This is a genomic window from Streptomyces avidinii, assembly GCF_045161815.1.
Classification (GTDB): Bacteria; Actinomycetota; Actinomycetes; order Streptomycetales; family Streptomycetaceae; genus Streptomyces; species Streptomyces avidinii.
Genome location: NZ_CP108863.1, coordinates 6,179,311 through 6,196,859, shown reverse-complemented (window position 1 = coordinate 6,196,859; position 17,549 = coordinate 6,179,311). Strand labels below are relative to the sequence as shown.

16 protein-coding genes and 1 riboswitch are annotated in these 17,549 nt (G+C 68.7%); of the genes, 3 read left to right on the top strand and 13 right to left on the bottom strand.

Features of this window, described 5'->3' with window-relative positions:
• Window positions 1-145: 145 nt before the first annotated feature.
• The 3 genes from OG373_RS27870 to OG373_RS27860 form a co-directional block, all read right to left on the bottom strand.
• Window positions 146-1,174 (bottom strand): C40 family peptidase, encoded by a 1,029-nt coding sequence (locus OG373_RS27870; protein WP_189963599.1) that lies wholly within the window; start codon window positions 1,172-1,174, stop codon window positions 146-148.
• Window positions 1,175-1,426: 252 nt separating this feature from the next.
• Entirely contained in the window at window positions 1,427-2,791 is a 1,365-nt protein-coding gene (locus tag OG373_RS27865; RefSeq protein ID WP_397737550.1) for an NYN domain-containing protein, read from the bottom strand.
• A 40-nt stretch (window positions 2,792-2,831) separates the two neighbouring features.
• On the bottom strand, window positions 2,832-3,071 hold the full coding sequence (locus OG373_RS27860; RefSeq protein ID WP_008738811.1) for a hypothetical protein: 240 nt from the start codon (window positions 3,069-3,071) through the stop codon (window positions 2,832-2,834).
• A 124-nt stretch (window positions 3,072-3,195) separates the two neighbouring features.
• Between OG373_RS27860 and OG373_RS27855 the strand changes: the two genes are divergently transcribed.
• Both OG373_RS27855 and OG373_RS27850 read left to right on the top strand, forming a co-directional pair.
• Window positions 3,196-3,930, top strand: a complete 735-nt coding sequence (locus tag OG373_RS27855) for a rhomboid family intramembrane serine protease (RefSeq protein WP_405441044.1) — start codon at window positions 3,196-3,198, stop codon at window positions 3,928-3,930.
• Window positions 3,927-4,208, top strand: coding sequence for an Lrp/AsnC ligand binding domain-containing protein (locus OG373_RS27850; RefSeq protein WP_214949914.1), 282 nt, complete (start codon window positions 3,927-3,929; stop codon window positions 4,206-4,208). The genes OG373_RS27855 and OG373_RS27850 overlap by 4 nt, the downstream gene beginning before the upstream one ends.
• A gap of 636 nt (window positions 4,209-4,844) precedes the next feature.
• Here OG373_RS27850 and OG373_RS27845 read toward each other — a convergent pair.
• The 6 genes from OG373_RS27845 to OG373_RS27820 form a co-directional block, all read right to left on the bottom strand.
• Complete coding sequence (locus OG373_RS27845; protein ID WP_405441042.1) at window positions 4,845-6,230, bottom strand: aminotransferase class V-fold PLP-dependent enzyme; 1,386 nt, start codon at window positions 6,228-6,230, stop codon at window positions 4,845-4,847.
• 217 nt (window positions 6,231-6,447) lie between these two features.
• Window positions 6,448-6,564: riboswitch (SAM riboswitch) on the bottom strand.
• A gap of 92 nt (window positions 6,565-6,656) precedes the next feature.
• Complete coding sequence (gene trpD, locus OG373_RS27840; protein WP_397739763.1) at window positions 6,657-7,721, bottom strand: anthranilate phosphoribosyltransferase; 1,065 nt, start codon at window positions 7,719-7,721, stop codon at window positions 6,657-6,659.
• Between the two features lie 187 nt (window positions 7,722-7,908).
• Window positions 7,909-9,549 carry a cytochrome bc complex cytochrome b subunit gene (locus OG373_RS27835; RefSeq protein ID WP_405441040.1) on the bottom strand — a complete coding sequence of 547 codons (1,641 nt, stop codon included), beginning with the start codon at window positions 9,547-9,549 and terminating at the stop codon, window positions 7,909-7,911.
• On the bottom strand, window positions 9,546-10,604 hold the full coding sequence (locus tag OG373_RS27830) for a Rieske 2Fe-2S domain-containing protein (protein WP_405441039.1): 1,059 nt from the start codon (window positions 10,602-10,604) through the stop codon (window positions 9,546-9,548). Before OG373_RS27830 ends, OG373_RS27835 begins: the two co-directional genes overlap by 4 nt.
• Window positions 10,601-11,410: a c-type cytochrome gene (locus OG373_RS27825; RefSeq protein ID WP_189963611.1), complete on the bottom strand. Its 810-nt coding sequence runs from the start codon at window positions 11,408-11,410 to the stop codon at window positions 10,601-10,603. Before OG373_RS27825 ends, OG373_RS27830 begins: the two co-directional genes overlap by 4 nt.
• 76 nt (window positions 11,411-11,486) lie before the next feature.
• On the bottom strand, window positions 11,487-12,107 hold the full coding sequence (locus OG373_RS27820; RefSeq protein ID WP_030036314.1) for a heme-copper oxidase subunit III: 621 nt from the start codon (window positions 12,105-12,107) through the stop codon (window positions 11,487-11,489).
• A 202-nt stretch (window positions 12,108-12,309) separates the two neighbouring features.
• On the opposite strand from OG373_RS27820, the gene OG373_RS27815 reads away from it, so the two are divergent.
• Window positions 12,310-12,711 carry a hypothetical protein gene (locus OG373_RS27815; RefSeq protein WP_405441037.1) on the top strand — a complete coding sequence of 134 codons (402 nt, stop codon included), beginning with the start codon at window positions 12,310-12,312 and terminating at the stop codon, window positions 12,709-12,711.
• 117 nt (window positions 12,712-12,828) lie between these two features.
• On the opposite strand, the gene OG373_RS27810 is transcribed toward OG373_RS27815, so the two are convergent.
• The 4 genes from OG373_RS27810 to coxB form a co-directional block, all read right to left on the bottom strand.
• The gene (locus OG373_RS27810; RefSeq protein WP_405441036.1) at window positions 12,829-14,076 is read right to left on the bottom strand and encodes an Ig-like domain-containing protein; all 1,248 of its coding nucleotides are present in this window, start codon (window positions 14,074-14,076) and stop codon (window positions 12,829-12,831) included.
• 124 nt (window positions 14,077-14,200) lie between these two features.
• Window positions 14,201-14,599, bottom strand: coding sequence for a cytochrome c oxidase subunit 4 (locus tag OG373_RS27805; protein ID WP_397739774.1), 399 nt, complete (start codon window positions 14,597-14,599; stop codon window positions 14,201-14,203).
• Window positions 14,596-16,326, bottom strand: a complete 1,731-nt coding sequence (ctaD, locus tag OG373_RS27800) for a cytochrome c oxidase subunit I (RefSeq protein WP_405441034.1) — start codon at window positions 16,324-16,326, stop codon at window positions 14,596-14,598. The genes OG373_RS27805 and ctaD overlap by 4 nt, the downstream gene beginning before the upstream one ends.
• Window positions 16,323-17,297, bottom strand: coding sequence for a cytochrome c oxidase subunit II (gene coxB, locus OG373_RS27795; protein ID WP_397739777.1), 975 nt, complete (start codon window positions 17,295-17,297; stop codon window positions 16,323-16,325). The genes ctaD and coxB overlap by 4 nt, the downstream gene beginning before the upstream one ends.
• Between the last annotated feature and the right edge of the window lie 252 nt (window positions 17,298-17,549).

Sequence of the window (17,549 nt, the reverse complement as noted above, 5' to 3'; positions counted from 1 at the left end):
ACCGACCAACGACCGTCGGAGGGCGCACATGCCGACGCCCCGCAGGAGACGCAGGTCACCGGCGGGGCGTGTGGTCAGAGGGCGGGCCGGGAATTCGCCCGGATGGGCGGTGTGCGGCGCGTCCCGGACCCGGGCGCGGAGCGGATCAGCCGACCCGGACGCCGAACTGGAACGGCATGTTGTCCATGGACTCGTACTTGATGCCGCTGCGCGGGTTCGAGGCGTGCAGCGTCATGTTGTTGCCGGCGTAGAGGCCGACGTGGTGCAGGTCGCCGTAGAAGAAGACCAGGTCACCGGGCTGCAGCTGGCTGCGGCTGATGCGCGTGCCGTCGTTCACCTGGGTGAAGGTGGTGCGGCTGATGTTGACGCCGGCCTGCTTGTACGCCCACTGGGTCAGGCCCGAGCAGTCGTAGACGTTGGGGCCGGTGCCGCCGGACTGGTAGGTGAAGCCCAGCTTCGTCTTGGCGGCCGCGAGGGCGGCGCCGGCGCGGCCGGAGGCCTTCACGTCACCGAGGTCGACGCGCTGGCTGTCGGCGCGGCTGGCGCGGGACTCCTCGTCCTTGAGCGCGGAGCGCTCCTGCGCGGTCAGCGTGTTGAGGAGGGCCTGGGCCTCGGCGAGCTTGTCGGCCGAGGCCTTCTTCTTCTCGGCGAGTTCCTTGCGCGTGGCGTCGAGGTCGGCGAGCTTGCCGGCGGCCTCCTGACGCTGCTGCGCGAGGGTGCGCTGCTTGGCCTGGATCCGCTGGACCGACTCGACCTGCTTGCCGCTCAAGTGCTCCAGGGAGGAGGCCTTGTCGAGGTAGCTGTCGGGGTCCTCGGAGAGGAGGAGGCCGAGGGAGGGGTCGATGCCGCCGTTGCGGTACTGGGCGCTCGCCATCGAACCGAGCGTGCTGCGCAGGTCGTTGAGGTCGCCCTGGCCGCGCGCGACCTGATCCTGGAGCTGGGCTATCTCCTTCTCGAGCTTGTCCTGGCGCTCCTTGGCGCCGTTGAACTTCTCGGTGGCCTGCTCCGCCTCTTCGTAGAGCGCGTCGACCTGGGACTTGACCTCGTCCTTGCTCGGCTTCGCCGGCGCGGCGGAGGCGCTCTGCGCGGTGAGGGCGACGGCAGCGGCCGCGACCGAGGTGAGCACGGTCACACGAGCGCGGGTCGGCTGCTTGGGTCGACGGTGGGACGCCACGAAGGCGAGCTCCTTCTTCCTCGAGCCGCCGAAGAACGCAACTCGGCAGCACCTTCGCTGCCACCCCTAATGAGTGATCTACCGCACGAAGGTTTGAGGAGACCCTAGTGACCCATCTGTGATCAGTTCAAATCCTGCCGGGAAAAAATTCGGGCCCCGACCAGGTTCTTTACCTACAGCGCACGCTCTGTGCAGGTCACTTGACGGTGCGTCCCCCGCGAGTCCCACCAATTCGGGCATCGGGGCGAGGAGTTACGAAACGCGCGAAAGCCGCTTCAGCAACAAAGCGGACGTCACCGGCCGCGCACCCGCCTTGGCCACCCCGTCGGCGACCTCCCGGTCCGTGGAGACCACGACCACCGGCCGGCCGGGCGGCTCCGCACGCACCAGCTGGCGGATCAGCTCGTCCGCCGTCACCCCGGCCTTGGAGAACAGCACCCGCACCCCGCGCGGCGGCGCGAGCAGCACCGGGGCCGCCAACTCCGCCCCGTCGAAGACACAGGTCATCTCCGCACCCGTCTGCGCCGCCAGCATCGACAGCCCGCCCAGCAGCCGCAGCCGCTGCTTCTCCAGCGGCATCGTCGGATAGCCCGTCTTGGTCACGTTGTAGCCGTCGACCACCAAATGGGCCTGCGGCAGTGCCAACAGCTGGTCCAGCAACGCCGGATCGGTCTCCGAGAGGGCGCGCGCCGCGATGTCCTTCGGCGTCATCCGGCCCGGCTCCACCGCGTCCACCGTGTCGGCGGGCCGCGTCGAGACCGGCGGCAGGGCCAGCTCCCGGCGCAGCCCCTGGGCGGCATCCAGCACCGTGTCCAGCAGCAGCCTCAGCCGCATGTCCTCGATACTGCGCCCCTCACGGGTGGCCCGGCGCGAGGTCTCCAGCGCCGTCTCCACCTCCGCGAGACGGGACTTGAGCCGCCGGCTCTCGCTCTCGGCCGCGGCCACCCGGGCGGCCGCGTCACCACGGATCCCGTCGATCTCCGCATTCACCTTGCGCAGGGCCGCGTCACCCCGCTTGACGTCGCTGAGAGCGCTGCGCAGCTTCCGCTGAAGCGATTCCGCTTCCTTGCGGGCCGCGTCCAGCTCCACCCGTACCTGCTCTCCGCCCGCGCGCTGCAGATCCCGTACGTGGGCCAGCTCCTCGCGCAGCCGCTCCAGCTCGCGCCGGGTCTCCTCGCCCACCCGCTCGGCGTCGGCGCGCTGCGCCTCCTCGCCCGCGGCGGCCACCAGCTTGACCCAGCCGGCCGGCCGCAGGACGAAGGCGGCGGCGGCCACGTCCAGCGGATCCGCGGCGGCCGGCGGCGCGCCGGCCTCCAGGGCGGCGGCCAGATCGGCCTGCGCCTCACGCAGCTTCTCGGCGACCCTGCTCCGGAACACGGGGTCGCTCTCGACCGCCGCGGCCATGGCGTTGCCCGCGAACTTGGCGCGCCGGGTCGGGGTGAACCGGGCATACTGACGCAGCTGCGCCGGGAGGTCCGCGACCGTCAGCGCGCCGAAGGCGTCAGAGACGAGCGCGACGACCCGGCGCCGCACGCCTTCCGGCAGCGGGTGGTCGAGCGCCTCGGCGGCGTCGCCGGCCGCATCGGCCGGCTCAGCGCCGCTTGCTGGCTCCACAATCCGTCACCCCTACCGTGATCTTCCTGTGGGTGCGCCTCCGTCAGGAGTCCGCGCCCGGCCTGTCCACGAGCTCGATCTGGTCCACCGCGTTGCACCAGCGACAGCGGACCGACTCGATGGTCTCATTGACCACCTCGCGCTCCTCGACCTTGGGCTCCCCGGCGAGGTCCAGGTGGACGTACTCCACGACCTTCGACGAACGGGTGACGTCGAAGCGCGTGAGGTTGCCGCACAGGGTGCAGCGCCACCGGGTGGTGTCGGTCGGCAGGGGAACCGTCATCAGGCCGCTCTCTCCTTCGTAGCTGATTCAATTAAAGCCGTCCGCGCCGCTGTATGCGTCGTCCTGCGGACCGCAGCTCGTAACCCTACGGCCTGCCACCGCTTCAGGTGGGTCCCCTTGCGTCATGCTCTGTCACATGATCGTAAGGTGGCGGGCCGTTCGCGAGGCTGCCCGGGGACCGGTGGTCACCCAAGCGCTGATCGCGGGCTGCGCCGTGGTGTTCGTACTCGGCCCGGCCTCGGGTCTCAACCCGGTCTACGGGACCGGCGAGGAGCTGCTCTCCAACGGGGCGGCGTACTTCCGGCGCTGGGGCGTGGTCCCGGACGAGCTGTTCACGGGCACCCCCCGGGCCTGGCTGACCCCGCTCACGGCGCTCTTCGTCCACGGCAGCTGGCTGCACCTGCTCGGGAACATGCTCTTCCTCCATGTCTTCGGCGCGATGGCGGAGGAGCGGATGGGCCGCCCGGCGTTCCTCGTCTTCTACCTCTGTACGGGGTACCTGGCGATGGCGACGTACGCGGCGGCCAACGCGGGGTCCCCGCAGACGCTGGTCGGGGCGTCCGGCGCGATCTCGGCCGTCCTGGGCGCCTTCCTCTTCCTGCTCCCGCGGGCAAGGGTGACGAGCCTGTTCCCGTTCCTCTTCTTCCTGCCGCTGCGGTTCCCGGCGTGGATCGTGCTGCTGTTCTGGTTCGCCCTCCAATGGGTGGCGGCGCAGCGGGCCGGCAGCGGGCCGGGAGTCGCCTATCTGGCCCATCTGGTGGGCTTCTCGCTCGGCTTCCTCTACGCGTGGGCCCGCTATCGGGGTACGACTAGAGTGAGGCGACCAGCGACGGCCACCGAGGGAGACAGCCAGCCGTGATCACCGCGATCGTGCTCATCAAGACCAGCGTGGACCGGATTCCCGAGATCGCCGAGGCCATCGCCGCCCTCGAAAACGTCAGTGAGGTCTACTCCGTCACGGGGACGTACGACCTGATCGCGCTGGTCCGCGTGGCCCGTCACGAGAACCTGGCGGACATCATCCCCGGCCGCATCAGCAAGATCCCGGGCGTCGAGGCGACGGACACGCACGTGGCGTTCCGCACGTACTCGCAGCACGACCTGGAGGCGGCGTTCGCGATCGGCCTCGACGCGTAGCGCTGGCTCCGGCCGCGCCGTGTCCCGGGCGCTGCCCGGACCCGCGCCTCAATCGCCGGCGAGGCTGAATGGTGCGGCGGGGTCGGCGCAGGTCGGTGCGTGGGGCCGTGCCGGGGTGTCTCCTCGGCTCGGCGCGCGCGGGCATGTCCCGGATGCTCGGGGCGGTCGCGCCTCGTCCTGCGGGGACACCCCGGCACGTCCCCACTCCCCTCCGCCGTCCCAGCCGCCAGGAGCCGTCCGCCCCCGGGGCCGACCCGGTCGGGCGAGGCATGCAAGGGGATGCCCGGCACGGTCGAAGTCGGCCGTGGGGCGGGGACACGCAGGAGGGTCCCCGCAGGACGAGGCGCGACCACCCCGTACGACTGGACCGTGCCCGCGCGCGCCGAGCCGAGGAGACCCTCGTGCGGGGCCCCGACCCACACCCCCAGCGGCCCGCAGGGCACCCCGCGCGGGGCACCGGCCCCCTCTTTGAGCCTCGCCGGCGATTGAGGCGCCCGCCCCGGGCAGGGACAGCCGCACCGCCGGGCCGCCCGCAGGGCACCCCGCGCCGGGCACCGACCCCCATTTGAGCCTCGCCGGCGATTGAGGCGCACCCCGAGGGGGGGCACGGCCGTACACCGCAGAGCCGACCGCAGGTCAGACGGCCGGGACGCAGCGGCCTTCCTCCGTGCGGTACTGCCACTTCGCACCGTCCGCGACGAGTTCCTTCACCGCGCGGACGAACCGCTCCACGTGCTCGTCGGGGGTGCCGGCGCCGAAGCTGACGCGGATGGCGTTGAGGGAGCGCTCACCCGGGGCCGCCTCCGGGGCACCGCACTCGCCCTGCGCCTGCGGCTCGCTGCCCAGCAGGGTGCGGACCAGCGGGTGGGCGCAGAACAGGCCGTCGCGCACGCCGATCCCGTACTCCGCGGACAGGGCCGCCGCGAAGTGCGAGCTGTTCCAGCCGTCCACCACGAAGGAGATGACGCCGACCCGCGGGGCGTCGTCACCGAAGAGGGAGAGGATCCGGACCGCCGGGACCTCCGCCAGGCCTTCGCGGACCTTCGCGATGAGGTGGCGTTCGCGGGCGACGAGGTTCTCGAAGCCGGCCTCGGTCAGGGCCTTGCAGGCCGAGGCGATGGAGTAGACGCCGATGACGTTCGGGGAGCCGGCCTCGTGGCGGGCGGCGGTGGTGTGCCACTCGACGTCCACGCCGCCGTCCTCGCGCCGGGCCACCTTGCGGGAGGCCCCGCCGCCGGCCAGGTACGGCTGCGCCTCCTGCAGCCAGTCCGCGCGGCCGGCGAGTACGCCCGAGCCGAAGGGTGCGTAGAGCTTGTGCCCGGAGAAGGCGACCCAGTCGACGTCCAGTTCCTGTACCGAGACGGGGTGGTGCGGGGCCAGTTGGGCGGCGTCCAGCACGATGCGCGCGCCGTGGGCGTGCGCGGCGGCGGCGAGTTCCTTCACCGGCCACAGCTCACCGGTGACGTTGGAGGCGCCGGTGACGCAGACCAGGGCCGGGCCGTAGGGGTCGCGGTCGGCGAGCGCGCGCTCCAGGGTGGCGACGGCCTCGGCGGGGGTGCGCGGCGCGTTGAGGTAGGTGACCTGCGCGTCCACCCACGGCAGCAGCGAGGCGTGGTGCTCGGTCTCGAAGACGAACACCTGGCAGTCGGCGGGGAGTACGGCGGCCAGCAGGTTCAGCGAGTCGGTGGTGGACCGGGTGAAGACCACCTGGTCGGCGGGGCGGCAGTCGAGGAACTCGGCCACCGTGACCCGGCTCTGCTCGAAGAGGTCGGTGGAGAGCTGCGAGAGGTACCCGGCGCCGCGGTGCACGCTGCCGTAGTAGGGGGCGTACGCGGCCACGTCGTCCCAGACGCGCTGCAGGGCGGGGGCGCTGGCCGCGTAGTCGAGGGCCGCGTAGGTGACCTCGCCGCCGGTGACGAGGGGGACGGTGACGTCCCGGCCGAGGACGGCGAGCGGCTCGGCACAGGCGGGGTCCACGGCGGTGGCGGTGGTGGCGACGGCGGCGTTCAGGGATGCGGACATGGCGATATCTCCCGGCAGGCAGGGCTGAATGGCTTCGGTGTGCCCGTACGCGGGTACGGCGCTGCGGCCGTCGGGGGTACGGGAAAGTCCTCGGAGCGACGCGGGGATGCACGGAAGTGACCCTGGTCCGAGGGTGAAGTGGGGGCGGAGTCGCCCTATCGCATTCGCTTGCTCACGGAAAACGCTCCTCGAGAGACCAGGACCCCTGGTGTCGAGGGATCCGCGCTTGCCGTAGGCCTTGCTGCCTACGACCTGGTCATCACCCGGGGCACCCCGCCACGGAAGGAGGGTTGCCGGACAGCAAGCCGGGGCCTAAACGCTGTCACTCGTGACCTGGTCAGCATCCTGCCACAAGATCACGCGAACGCAAGACCCCGGTCCGTATGGTGGACCGGGGTCAGCGTTTTCGCGCCGTTCCCGCGCGGCCTAGGCGTTGCTGGCCGCCACCCAGCGCTCCAGGACGTCCCGGGCGGCACCCGAGTCGATCGACTCCGCCGCGCGGGTCATGCCCGCCGCGATCTGCTCCTCCAGGGTGCCCGCGGCGGGGTCCAGGGCCACCAGGGCCGCCGCCGAGTTCAGGAGTACGGCGTCGCGGACCGGGCCGGTCTCGCCGGCCAGCAGTCGGCGGGCCACATCCGCGTTGTAGGAGGGGTCCCCGCCGGCCAGGGCGGAGACGTCGACCAGGGAGATGCCCACGTCGCGCGGGTCGAAGGTCTGCTCGGTGACCTTGCCGTCCCGGACCCACCAGATCCGCGAGGTCGAGGCCGTGGTCAGTTCGTCCAGGCCGTCGTCGCCGCGGAAGACCAGCGCGGAGGAGCCCCGCTCGGCGAGGACGCCCGCGACGATCGGGGCCATCCGGGGGTCGGCCACGCCCGAGGCCTGGGCCCGTACCCGGGCCGGGTTGGTCAGCGGGCCGAGGATGTTGAAGGTGGTGCGGATGCCGAGCTCCTTGCGGGCGGCCGCCACGTGGCGCAGTGCCGGGTGGAACTTCACCGCGAAGCAGAAGGTGATGCCGGCCTCCTCGGCGACCTCGACGACCCGCGCCGTGCTGAGGTCGAGGTTGACGCCGAGCTTCTCCAGGACGTCCGAGGAGCCGCTCGCGGAGGACGCGGCCCGGTTTCCGTGCTTGACGACCTTGGCTCCGGTGCCGGCCACCACGATGGCGGACATCGTGGAGATGTTCACCGTTTTGGCCCCGTCGCCGCCGGTACCGACGATGTCCACCGTGCGGCCCGGCACCTCGATCAGGTTGGCGTGCGCGTACATCGCCCGTACGAGGCCGTTGATCTCCTCGACGGTCTCCCCCTTGGCCCGCAGCGCGACGGTGAAGCCGGCGATCTGGGCGTCGGTGGCCTCCCCGCGCATGATCCGGTCCATCGCCCAGGCGGTGTCCTCGGCGCGCAGGTCCCGGCCGGTCAGCAGAGCGTCGAGAACGCCCGGCCAGCCACGGGCCGCCACGCTGTCGCCGCCTGCCGGGGTCGCAACGTTCATGGTCCGCTCCTGCTGTTGGTGGGCCGTGCCCATCTCTGCCGCCCACGTCGAATGGGTCCGGGTTCAGCCTATCCAGCCCCGGTTACGGCAAAGAGCCCCGTCCGGAGTCCGGACGGGGCTCTTGCCGTGGCGACACCAGGACTGACCGAAATCAGTCCCTCATGCGGTCATGCGTGGCGCGCGGGGATCAGTGGTGGCCGTGGCCGGACTGGATCTCCTTGTATTCCTCCACCGTGGGCTTCGGAATCTGGTTGTTCTCGCCGTAGAAGCCCTTGCTGAGCTTCGCGCGGAGCTTCTCGGTGGCCTTCACCTTGCGCTCGACACCGTTCTCGTCGACCGTCGGGCCGATCTCGATCGGCTTGTACTGCTCGTGCGCGGTGAGGGTGTGCAGCTGGCCCTGCGGGAGCGGCTCGTGGACCTCGACGAACTCACCGTGCGGCAGACGCTTGATGATGCCGGTCTCGCGACCGTGCAGCACCTTGTCGTGGTCCCGGCGCTGGAGGCCGAGGCAGATCCGCTTGGTGACGATGAAGGCGAGGACCGGGACGACGAAGAAGCCGATCCGGACGAACCAGGTGATCGAGTTGATCGAGAGGTGGAAGTACTGCGCGAACATGTCGTTTCCACCGCCGATCAGGAGCACGATGTACTCCGCGATCCAGGCGACACCGAAGGCCGTACGGGTCGGGACGTTGCGCGGGCGGTCCAGGATGTGGTGCTCGCGCTTGTCCCCGGTGACCCAGGACTCGATGAAGGGCCAGACGGCGATCGCGCCGAGCACCAGCGGGAAGAGCAGCAGCGGGATGAACACGCCCAGGACGAGCGTGTGGCCCCACAGGTTGATCTCCCAGCCGGGCATGGCTCGGATCAGGCCTTCCGGCATACCCATGTACCAGTCGGGCTGCGCACCGGTGGACACGTGGTCCGGGCGGTACGGGCCGAGCGCCCAGATCGGGTTGATCGAGGCGATCGCCGCGACGGCCGCGATGACACCGAAGACCAGGAAGAAGAAGCCTCCGGCCTTGGCCATGTAGACCGGCAGCAGCGGCATGCCGACGACATTGTTGTTCGTCTTGCCGGGACCCGCGTACTGGGTGTGCTTGTGGTAGAAGACCAGGATCAGGTGGGCCACGAGCAGGCCCATCATGATGCCGGGCAGCAGCAGGATGTGCACCGAGTAGAACCGTGCGACGAAGTCGCCGCCCGGGAACTCCCCGCCGAACAGGAACATCGACAGGTACGTACCGACGACCGGGACGGACAGGATGGCGCCCTGCATGAAGCGGACACCGGTACCCGAGAGCAGGTCGTCCGGCAGCGAGTAACCGGTGAAGCCGGTGAACATGCCGAGGACCAGCAGCAGGAAGCCGAAGATCCAGTTGACCTCACGGGGCTTGCGGAACGCGCCGGTGAAGAAGACGCGCATCATGTGCACGATCATCGCCGCGACGAAGATCAGTGCCGCCCAGTGGTGGATCTGGCGGATCAGCAGGCCACCGCGGACGTCGAAGCTGATGTCCAGCGTCGAGGCGAAGGCCTCGGACATCATGACGCCCTGCATCGGCACGTACGAGCCGTGATACACGACCTCGTTCATGCTCGGGTGGAAGAACAGCGTCAGGTACACACCCGTGAGGATGATGATGATGAAGCTGTAGAGGCAGATCTCACCCAGCATGAAGGACCAGTGGTCCGGGAAGATCTTGCGCATGTTGGCCTTGGCGAGGCTGTAGATGCCCAGGCGGCCGTCCGCCCAGTCCGCTACTCGCTCGCCGGCGGGCGCTTTGCGCGCCTTGCCAACAGATGACTTGGTAGAGGCAGTGCTCATCCGCGCTCCCAGAATGCAGGACCGACGGGCTCTTCGAAGTCGCCGAGCGCTTCGAGGAAGCCTTCGTCATTCACGCCGATCCGCAGCTGCGGAAGCGCGTGACCGGCCGGGCCGAAGATGACACGGGCGCCGTCGGAGAGGTCGAAGGTGGACTGGTGGCACGGGCAGAGCACGTGGTGCGTCTGCTGCTCGTACAGGCTGATCGGGCAGCCGACGTGGGTGCAGATCTTGGAGTAGGCCACGATCCCGTCGTGGGACCACTCCAGTTCCTGCTTGTCCTTGATGTCGTCCGGCTGAATGCGGACGATCATCAGGGCGGCCTTGGCGATCTGGACCTGGAAGTCGTGCTGCTCCTCCTCCAGGCCTTCCGGCATGGCGAAGGTCAGCGAACCGACGAGGACGTCCTCGGGACGCAGCGGCTCCATCGTGTTCTGGTTGATGAGCAGCTTGCCCTTGGCCCACAGGGTCTTGCGCAGCTTCTCCTCGGGCAGCGGGCCCAGGTCGCGCATGATCATGACGGCGGACAGCGGCAGCATGGCCAGCGCGCCCAGCATCGTGTTGCGGATCAGCGGACGCCGGCCGATGCCGGACTCGTTCGCACCGTCCGCGAAGTCCTGCAGGACCTTGGCCTTGACCTCCGCCGGGGCGGCGATCTCGTGGCGGTCGTCGGCGACCTCGACGTCGGACATCAGGGTGCGGGCCCAGTGGACCGCGCCCGCGCCGATGCAGAAGAGGGCCGCGCCCAGGGTCATGCCCAGGGAGAAGTTGAGCGCGCTGACCTTCCCGATGGGGAAGATGTACACGATCTTGTCGACCGGGAAGATCACGTAGGACGCGATGAAGCCGATCGTGGCCAGCATCGACAGCGTGAAGAGCATCGCGACGGTGCGCTCGGAGCGCTTCGCCGCCCGCTCGTCGATGTCCTGGATGCGCGGCTTGTGGACCGGCAGGCCCGGGTCCGCGAACGGGTCGTCCGCGATCGCTACGCCACCGTGGTGGGCGTCGCCCTGCTCGCTCGGCAGGTGCTTGTCTTCGGGAATCTCTTGGCTACTCATGACTTCTTGGCCTTAGCGGTGTGGGCCGCGACCCAGACGGCGACAGCGATCAACGCACCCAGGGCGAAGATCCAGCCGAACAGACCCTCGGAGACGGGGCCGAGGCCGCCGAGCTTCAGGCCGCCGGGGCTGGTCGACTTCTCGCCGTTCACGTTCTCCAGGTACGCGATGATGTCCTTCTTCTGCTTCTCCGGCATGGTGCTGTCGGGGAAGGAGGGCATGTTCTGCGGGCCGGTCTGCATGGCCTCGTAGATGTGCTTCGGCGAAACGTCCTCAAGGTTGGGGGCGTACTTGCCGTTCGTCAGCGCGCCGCCCTCACCGGTGAAGTTGTGGCACTGCGCGCAGTTGTTGCGGAACAGCTCACCACCGTTGGCGATGTCGGCACCTGCCGTGTCGTACTGCTTCTCGGTCGGCGTGATCGGACCGGCACCGAGGGACGCGATGTACGCGGCCAGCTGGTCGATCTGCGCCTGGGTGTAGATGACGGGCTTCTTCGGCACCTGGGCGCCGGGCTGCTGGGCGGGCATGCGGCCCGTGCTCACCTGGAAGTCGACGGCCGCGGAGCCGACGCCGACCAGGCTCGGGCCGTCAGAGGAACCCTGACCGCCGGTTCCGTGGCAGCTTGCGCAACCCACGGCGTAGAGCTTCTTGCCCTCCTCGATGGCGAGGGACTGGGCAGTTTCATCGGCCTGCGCCTTGCCCGCGGGGGCGAAGGCGGCGTACAGCCCCCCAGTGGCCGCCAGCGCGAGGAGTAGAACGACGACCGCCGCCAGCGGATGGCGTCGTCGTGCGGAGAGCTTTTTCACGGATTACCCCGGTGTCAGGATCTTCTGCGTCGGTGTGTCTGGATGGAGTGCCGGGTCTTGCCCGGTGACGTGTTCGCTACTTGATCAGGTAGATCGTCGCGAAGAGGCCGATCCAGACGACATCGACGAAGTGCCAGTAGTAGGACACGACGATGGCCGACGTGGCCTGTTCGTGGGTGAACCTCTTGGCCGCGTACGTCCGGCCGAGGACCAGCAGGAAGGCGATGAGACCGCCCGTCACGTGCAGACCGTGGAACCCGGTGGTCAGGTAGAAGACCGAGCCGTACGGACCGGACGAGAGGCTCATGCCCTCGTGCTTGACCAGCTCGGTGTACTCGAACACCTGGCCGCCAATGAAGATCGCACCCATGACGAACGTGATGATGAACCACGTCCGGAGCTTCTTCACGTCACCGCGCTCGGCGGCGAATACGCCGAGCTGGCAGGTGAGCGAGGAAAGCACCAGGATCGTCGTGTTCGTCGCCGAGAAGGGCAGATTCAAGGCCGAGGCCTGCTCTGTCCAGTACTCGGGACCCGTCACGGATCGCAGGGTGAAGTACATCGCGAAGAGGGCCGCGAAGAACATCAGCTCGGAACTCAACCAGATGATGGTTCCGACGCTGACGAGGTTCGGCCGGTTGACCGTCGGGTGCGCGTGCCCGGTATCTACTGTCGTTGCTGTCGCCACGACCGACATTATGTCGGTCGCTTATCCCGCCCTCACCCCGGGGGGTGCCGTTCGGAGTGTCAGGGGCGTGTGCAAGGCCCGAACGGCCCATCAGATGGCCTCTGCGGGATGCCCCGTGCTTCCCTCGGCGAACCGATGTTGACAGTGGGCCGGGAGGAGTAGCATCCCGCGCAACATCAACGTGATTCACGGGCACACGTGGAGGAACGAAATGCGGGCGACTGCGCGGGTTCTGGTCTACAGCGACGACGCGGGCACCCGGGAGCAGGTGCGGCTGGCGGCAGGACGCAGGCCCGCCGCGGACCTGCCGCCGGTGGAGTTCCTGGAGTGCGCCACGCTGCCGGCGGTGCTGACGGAGCTGGACGCGGGCGGCATCGACGTGTGCGTGCTCGACGGCGAGGCGGTCCCCGCCGGGGGCATGGGCGTGTGCCGGCAGATCAAGGACGAGATCTTCCGGTGTCCGCCGGTGCTGCTGCTGATGGGGCGGCCCCAGGACGCCTGGCTGGCCACGTGGAGCCGCGCCGACGCCGCGGTGACCCTTCCGGTGGACCCGGTGGCGTTCGCGGACGCCCTGGCGGGCCTCCTGAGGACGCGTCTGTCGCTGGACGCCTGAGCCGCCCCGTACGTCCTGTGGGGCCGTACGGGCCCGACTGTGGCCCGTTCGGGTGAATGATCCGGTGAACCCTCCCCCCGGACGGCGTCCGGGGGGAGGTGCCCGGCTGGGGACCGCTCAGACGGTGGGCCGCAGGCGGGCCTGGTCGACGGGGCTGCGGCCTTCCTGGGTGCCCTTGAGGAGGGCGCTGCCCTGGCGCCAGTCCTTCCAGTCCATGTTCCAGTCGCCGAAGCCGTTGCCGAAGATGTCCATGTCGTCGCCGATGCTGTTGACGACCTGGACGATGTCGCCCTCGGTGATGTTCTCGTAGAACCAGGCGGCGTTGCCGGTGCTCATGCCGGTGCAGCCGTGGCTGACGTTCTCGTAGCCCTGGGAGCCGACGGACCACGGCGCGGCGTGGACGTATTCACCACTCCAGGTGACGCGGGTGGCGTAGTAGACGGGCAGGTTGTAGTACTCGCTGCCGCCGATGCCGACGGTGTCACCGCGCATCTGTACGAAGTACTGCTTGCCCAGCACCACCTTGATGCCGTTGCGGGTGGAGAAGCCGGGCTTCCCGGTGGTCACCGGAATGGTGTTGATCACTTCTCCGTTGCGCTTGAAGGTCAGGTAGTGCGAGGAGGCGTCGGTGGTGACCTCGACCCGGTCCCCGATCTCCAGCTTCAGCGGCTTGGCCACGGCTCCGTGGAGCTCGTCGGTGATCCTGACGCCCTCCAGGTTGCTCCGTACGGAGACGGCGGAGTTGGCGGGCCAGTAGTCCTTGGGCCGGTAGTGGATGTTCTTGTCGTCCACCCAGTGCCAGGCGCCCTCGACTCCGGACGGGGCGTCGACGACGAGGCCCCGTTCCACGACGGCGCGGGCGGCCTTGTCCTTGACGGGCTCGCTGAGTTCGGCGGTGATGGGCTGTCCGACGCCGTACTTGCCCTCGTCCGGGCCGAACTCGACCTTGAGGATCCCCTTGGACGGGGTGGTGTCGAAGGTGAGCGTGCGCTGCCCGGGGGCGCCCCGCTCGTCCTCGGTGCTCACGGTGACCGTGTAGCGGACGCCTGCGGCCATCGAGGTCGTGCTGTGCCAGCGGTCCCCCTTGGCGCTGAGTTCGCCCGCCAGGCGGCGGCCGTGGGTGTCCACGGCCAGCACGTCGGTGATCCTGCCACCGCCGCTCTTGGCGGTGATTTCGAGGGGCCGGTCGGGGTCCACGGGGCGGCTGCCGGCGCTCTGGTTGAAGGCGACCTGATCGCCCGCGTCGTACGGGCGGGCCGACAGCGGGTTCTTGTCGCCGGACCCGCATGCGGTGGCCCCGGCCCCGAGGGACGCGACCAGCAGGGAGCAGCTGAGTACCGTCCAAAGACGCGGTGAGTGCTTCATGGAGCCAACGCTATGAAGATATGACAATTACGGCGCGCGGTGTGACTGCAAACGAGGGGCCCGGGCTCCTCTGAGAGGTGCCCGGGCCCCAAGTACAGGTCGCGGCGCGGCCGCGGAGGTACTGCTACTGGTTCTGGTTCTCACCGCGGTAGTACTCGTACACCCAGCCCCACAGACCGATCAGGATCAACGGAGCGGAGAAGTACATGAGCCACCAGCCGAAGACGACGCCCATGAAGGCGAAGGCTCCACCGATCGCCAGCGAGAGCGGCTGCCAGCTGTGCGGGGAGAAGAACCCCAGCTCGCCCGCCTCGTCGGCGACGTCGGCCTCCAGGTTGTCCTGGGCCATCTCGTCGACACGCTTGGCCGTGAAGGCCAGGTAGTAGCCGATCATGACGCTCAGGCCGAAGGCCAGGAAGAGCGCGGTGGTACCGACGGGCTCCTTCGACCACACGCCGTACACGACGGCCATGACCAGGATGAAGAAGGAGAGCCAGAGGAACATCTTGCCCTGGATCTTCACTTGTCGGCCTCCTTGCCACCAGTGACGGCCTTGGCGGCGACGCTGTGGTCCTCGAGGTGGTCGAGGGCCGCGATCTCAGGGTGGTGCAGGTCGAACGCCGGGGACTCGGAACGGATCCGCGGCAGGGTGAGGAAGTTGTGCCGCGGGGGCGGGCAGGACGTCGCCCACTCCAGCGAACGGCCGTAGCCCCACGGGTCGTCGACCTCGACCTGCTTGCCGTACTTGGCCGTCTTCCACACGTTGTAGATGAACGGCAGCATCGACAGGCCCAGCACGAAGGAGCTGATCGTCGAGATCGTGTTCAGCGCGGTGAAGCCGTCGGCGGCGAGGTAGTCCGCGTAACGACGCGGCATGCCCTCGGCACCCAGCCAGTGCTGCACCAGGAAGGTGCCGTGGAAGCCGATGAACAGCGTCCAGAACGTGATCTTGCCGAGGCGCTCGTCCAGCATCTTGCCCGTGAACTTCGGCCACCAGAAGTGGAAGCCGGCGAACATCGCGAACACCACGGTGCCGAAGACGACGTAGTGGAAGTGCGCGACGACGAAGTACGAGTCGGAGACGTGGAAGTCCATCGGGGGCGAGGCCAGGATGACGCCGGTCAGACCACCGAAGGTGAAGGTGACCAGGAAGCCGATCGTCCAGAGCATCGGGGTCTCGAAGGACAGCGAGCCCTTCCACATGGTGCCGATCCAGTTGAAGAACTTCACACCGGTCGGTACCGCGATCAGGAAGGTCATGAAGGAGAAGAACGGCAGCAGCACACCACCGGTGACGTACATGTGGTGGGCCCACACGGTCACGGAGAGACCGGCGATCGCGATCGTCGCGGCGATCAGGCCGATGTAGCCGAACATCGGCTTGCGGCTGAAGACCGGGATGATCTCGGAGACGATGCCGAAGAACGGTAGCGCGATGATGTACACCTCTGGGTGCCCGAAGAACCAGAAGAGGTGTTGCCAGAGCAGTGCGCCGCCGTTGGCCGCGTCGAAGACGTGCGAACCGAACTTGCGGTCGGCCTCCAGCGCGAAGAGCGCGGCGGCCAGGACCGGGAAGGCGAGCAGGACCAGCACACCGGTCAGCAGCACGTTCCAGGTGAAGATCGGCATGCGGAACATCGTCATGCCGGGAGCGCGCATGCAGATGATCGTGGTGATGAAGTTGACCGAACCGAGGATCGTGCCGAAGCCGGAGAAGGCCAGACCCATGATCCACATGTCGGCGCCGATGCCCGGCGACCGGACCGCGTCCGACAGCGGGGAGTAGGCGAACCAACCGAAGTCGGCGGCGCCGTTCGGCGTGACGAAGCCGGCCACCGCGATGGTCGAGCCGAAGAGGTACAGCCAGTACGCGAACATGTTCAGCCGCGGGAACGCCACGTCGGGCGCGCCGATCTGCAGCGGCATGATCCAGTTGGCGAAGCCCGCGAAGAGCGGGGTGGCGAACATCAGCAGCATGATCGTGCCATGCATGGTGAACGCCTGGTTGAACTGCTCGTTCGACATGATCTGCGTGCCCGGACGGGCCAGCTCGGCGCGCATGAAGAGCGCCAGCACACCGCCGACCAGGAAGAACACGAACGACGTGACCAGGTACATCGTGCCGATGGTCTTGTGGTCGGTCGTGGTCATCCACTTCACGACCACGTTGCCCGGCTGCTTGCGCCGTACCGGCAGCTCGTTCTCATACGAGTCGGCGGCGGCACCCTGGGATTCGTTGAGGATGCTCACAGTTTGTTCACTTCCGCATTCCGGGCCGGGTCGGTCTGCTTGATGCCGGCCGGGAGGTAGCCGGTCTGACCCTTCTCCGCGAGGTCCTTCAGGTACGCCCGGTACTCCTCGGGGGAGACCACCTTGACGTTGAAGAGCATCCGGGAGTGGTCAACGCCGCAGAGCTCGGCGCACTTGCCCATGAAGGTGCCGTTCTGGGACGGAATGACCTCGAAGACATTGGTGTGGCCCGGGATGACGTCCTGCTTGAACAGGAACGGGACCACCCAGAAGGAGTGGATCACGTCGTTCGACGACAGGATGAAACGGACCTTCTCGCCCTTGGGGAGAACCAGGGTCGGACCCGGGTTGCCCGTCTGCGGGTTCCGGTCGCCGGGGACACCCTTCTCGTAGACGCCCTCGGCGCCCGCCGGGAAGTCCTTGGTGAAGCGGTCCGGGATGGAGGCGAGCTCCTTGGGAACCTCGCCCGCCTTCGGGGTCGCCGCTTCGCCGTCGACGTTCTCGATGTAGTTGAAGCCCCAGCTCCACTGGAAGCCGATCACGTTGATCGTGTGCGGCGGCTTCGGGGTGAGTGCCAGGAGCTTCGACTCGTCACGAGCGGTGAAGTAGAAGAGCACCGAGACGATGATGAGCGGGACCACGGTGTACAGCGCCTCGATGGGCATGTTGTACCGGGTCTGAGCCGGGACCTCGATCTTCGTCCGGCTGCGCCGGTGGAAGATGATGCTCCAGATGATCAGGCCCCACACGAGGATGCCCGTGATGAGCGCGGCCGCCCAGGATCCCTGCCACAGGGAGAGGATGCGCGGCGCCTCCTCGGTTACCGGAGTCGGCATTCCGAGGCGGGGGAAGTCTTTCCATGTATACGAGCAACCAGTGGCGGTCGCCAGGACCACGCCCGCAGTCAGCGCCTGCAGCAGCTTCCGCCGCATCGGGCGCCGCGGCGAGCGGTCGGAGCCGTAGGGACTCACGTAGCGCCTTCCCGAGAGTCTCGGCCCGCGCGGCCGGCCGCGGCCGTGTTCGGGTCGGTCGCCGGCCCTGACGCAGGCAGGGGTTTGGATGTTTATGCGGACCAAACCCTACTGGACGCTATTTGGGGTCGCGCGGGGAGGGTGCCCAACGCGCCGCTACTGCCCCCGAAGGGATGGATCCGCCGTCCGGGGGACGATGCGAATGGCCCTGAATGGCGGTCTCCGGAGCACATCTGACGCCCCCTGACCTCG

What these genes read in the sequence shown, in the direction of transcription:
- OG373_RS27860 (WP_008738811.1), bottom strand. Translation starts at nt 3,071, where the DNA reads ATGACGGTTCCCCTGCCGACCGACACCACCCGGTGGCGCTGCACCCTG.
- OG373_RS27855 (WP_405441044.1), top strand. Translation starts at nt 3,196, where the DNA reads ATGCTCTGTCACATGATCGTAAGGTGGCGGGCCGTTCGCGAGGCTGCC.
- OG373_RS27845 (WP_405441042.1), bottom strand. Translation starts at nt 6,230, where the DNA reads ATGTCCGCATCCCTGAACGCCGCCGTCGCCACCACCGCCACCGCCGTG.
- trpD (WP_397739763.1), bottom strand. Translation starts at nt 7,721, where the DNA reads ATGAACGTTGCGACCCCGGCAGGCGGCGACAGCGTGGCGGCCCGTGGC.
- OG373_RS27835 (WP_405441040.1), bottom strand. Translation starts at nt 9,549, where the DNA reads ATGAGCACTGCCTCTACCAAGTCATCTGTTGGCAAGGCGCGCAAAGCG.
- OG373_RS27830 (WP_405441039.1), bottom strand. Translation starts at nt 10,604, where the DNA reads ATGAGTAGCCAAGAGATTCCCGAAGACAAGCACCTGCCGAGCGAGCAG.
- OG373_RS27820 (WP_030036314.1), bottom strand. Translation starts at nt 12,107, where the DNA reads ATGTCGGTCGTGGCGACAGCAACGACAGTAGATACCGGGCACGCGCAC.
- OG373_RS27815 (WP_405441037.1), top strand. Translation starts at nt 12,310, where the DNA reads ATGCGGGCGACTGCGCGGGTTCTGGTCTACAGCGACGACGCGGGCACC.
- OG373_RS27810 (WP_405441036.1), bottom strand. Translation starts at nt 14,076, where the DNA reads ATGAAGCACTCACCGCGTCTTTGGACGGTACTCAGCTGCTCCCTGCTG.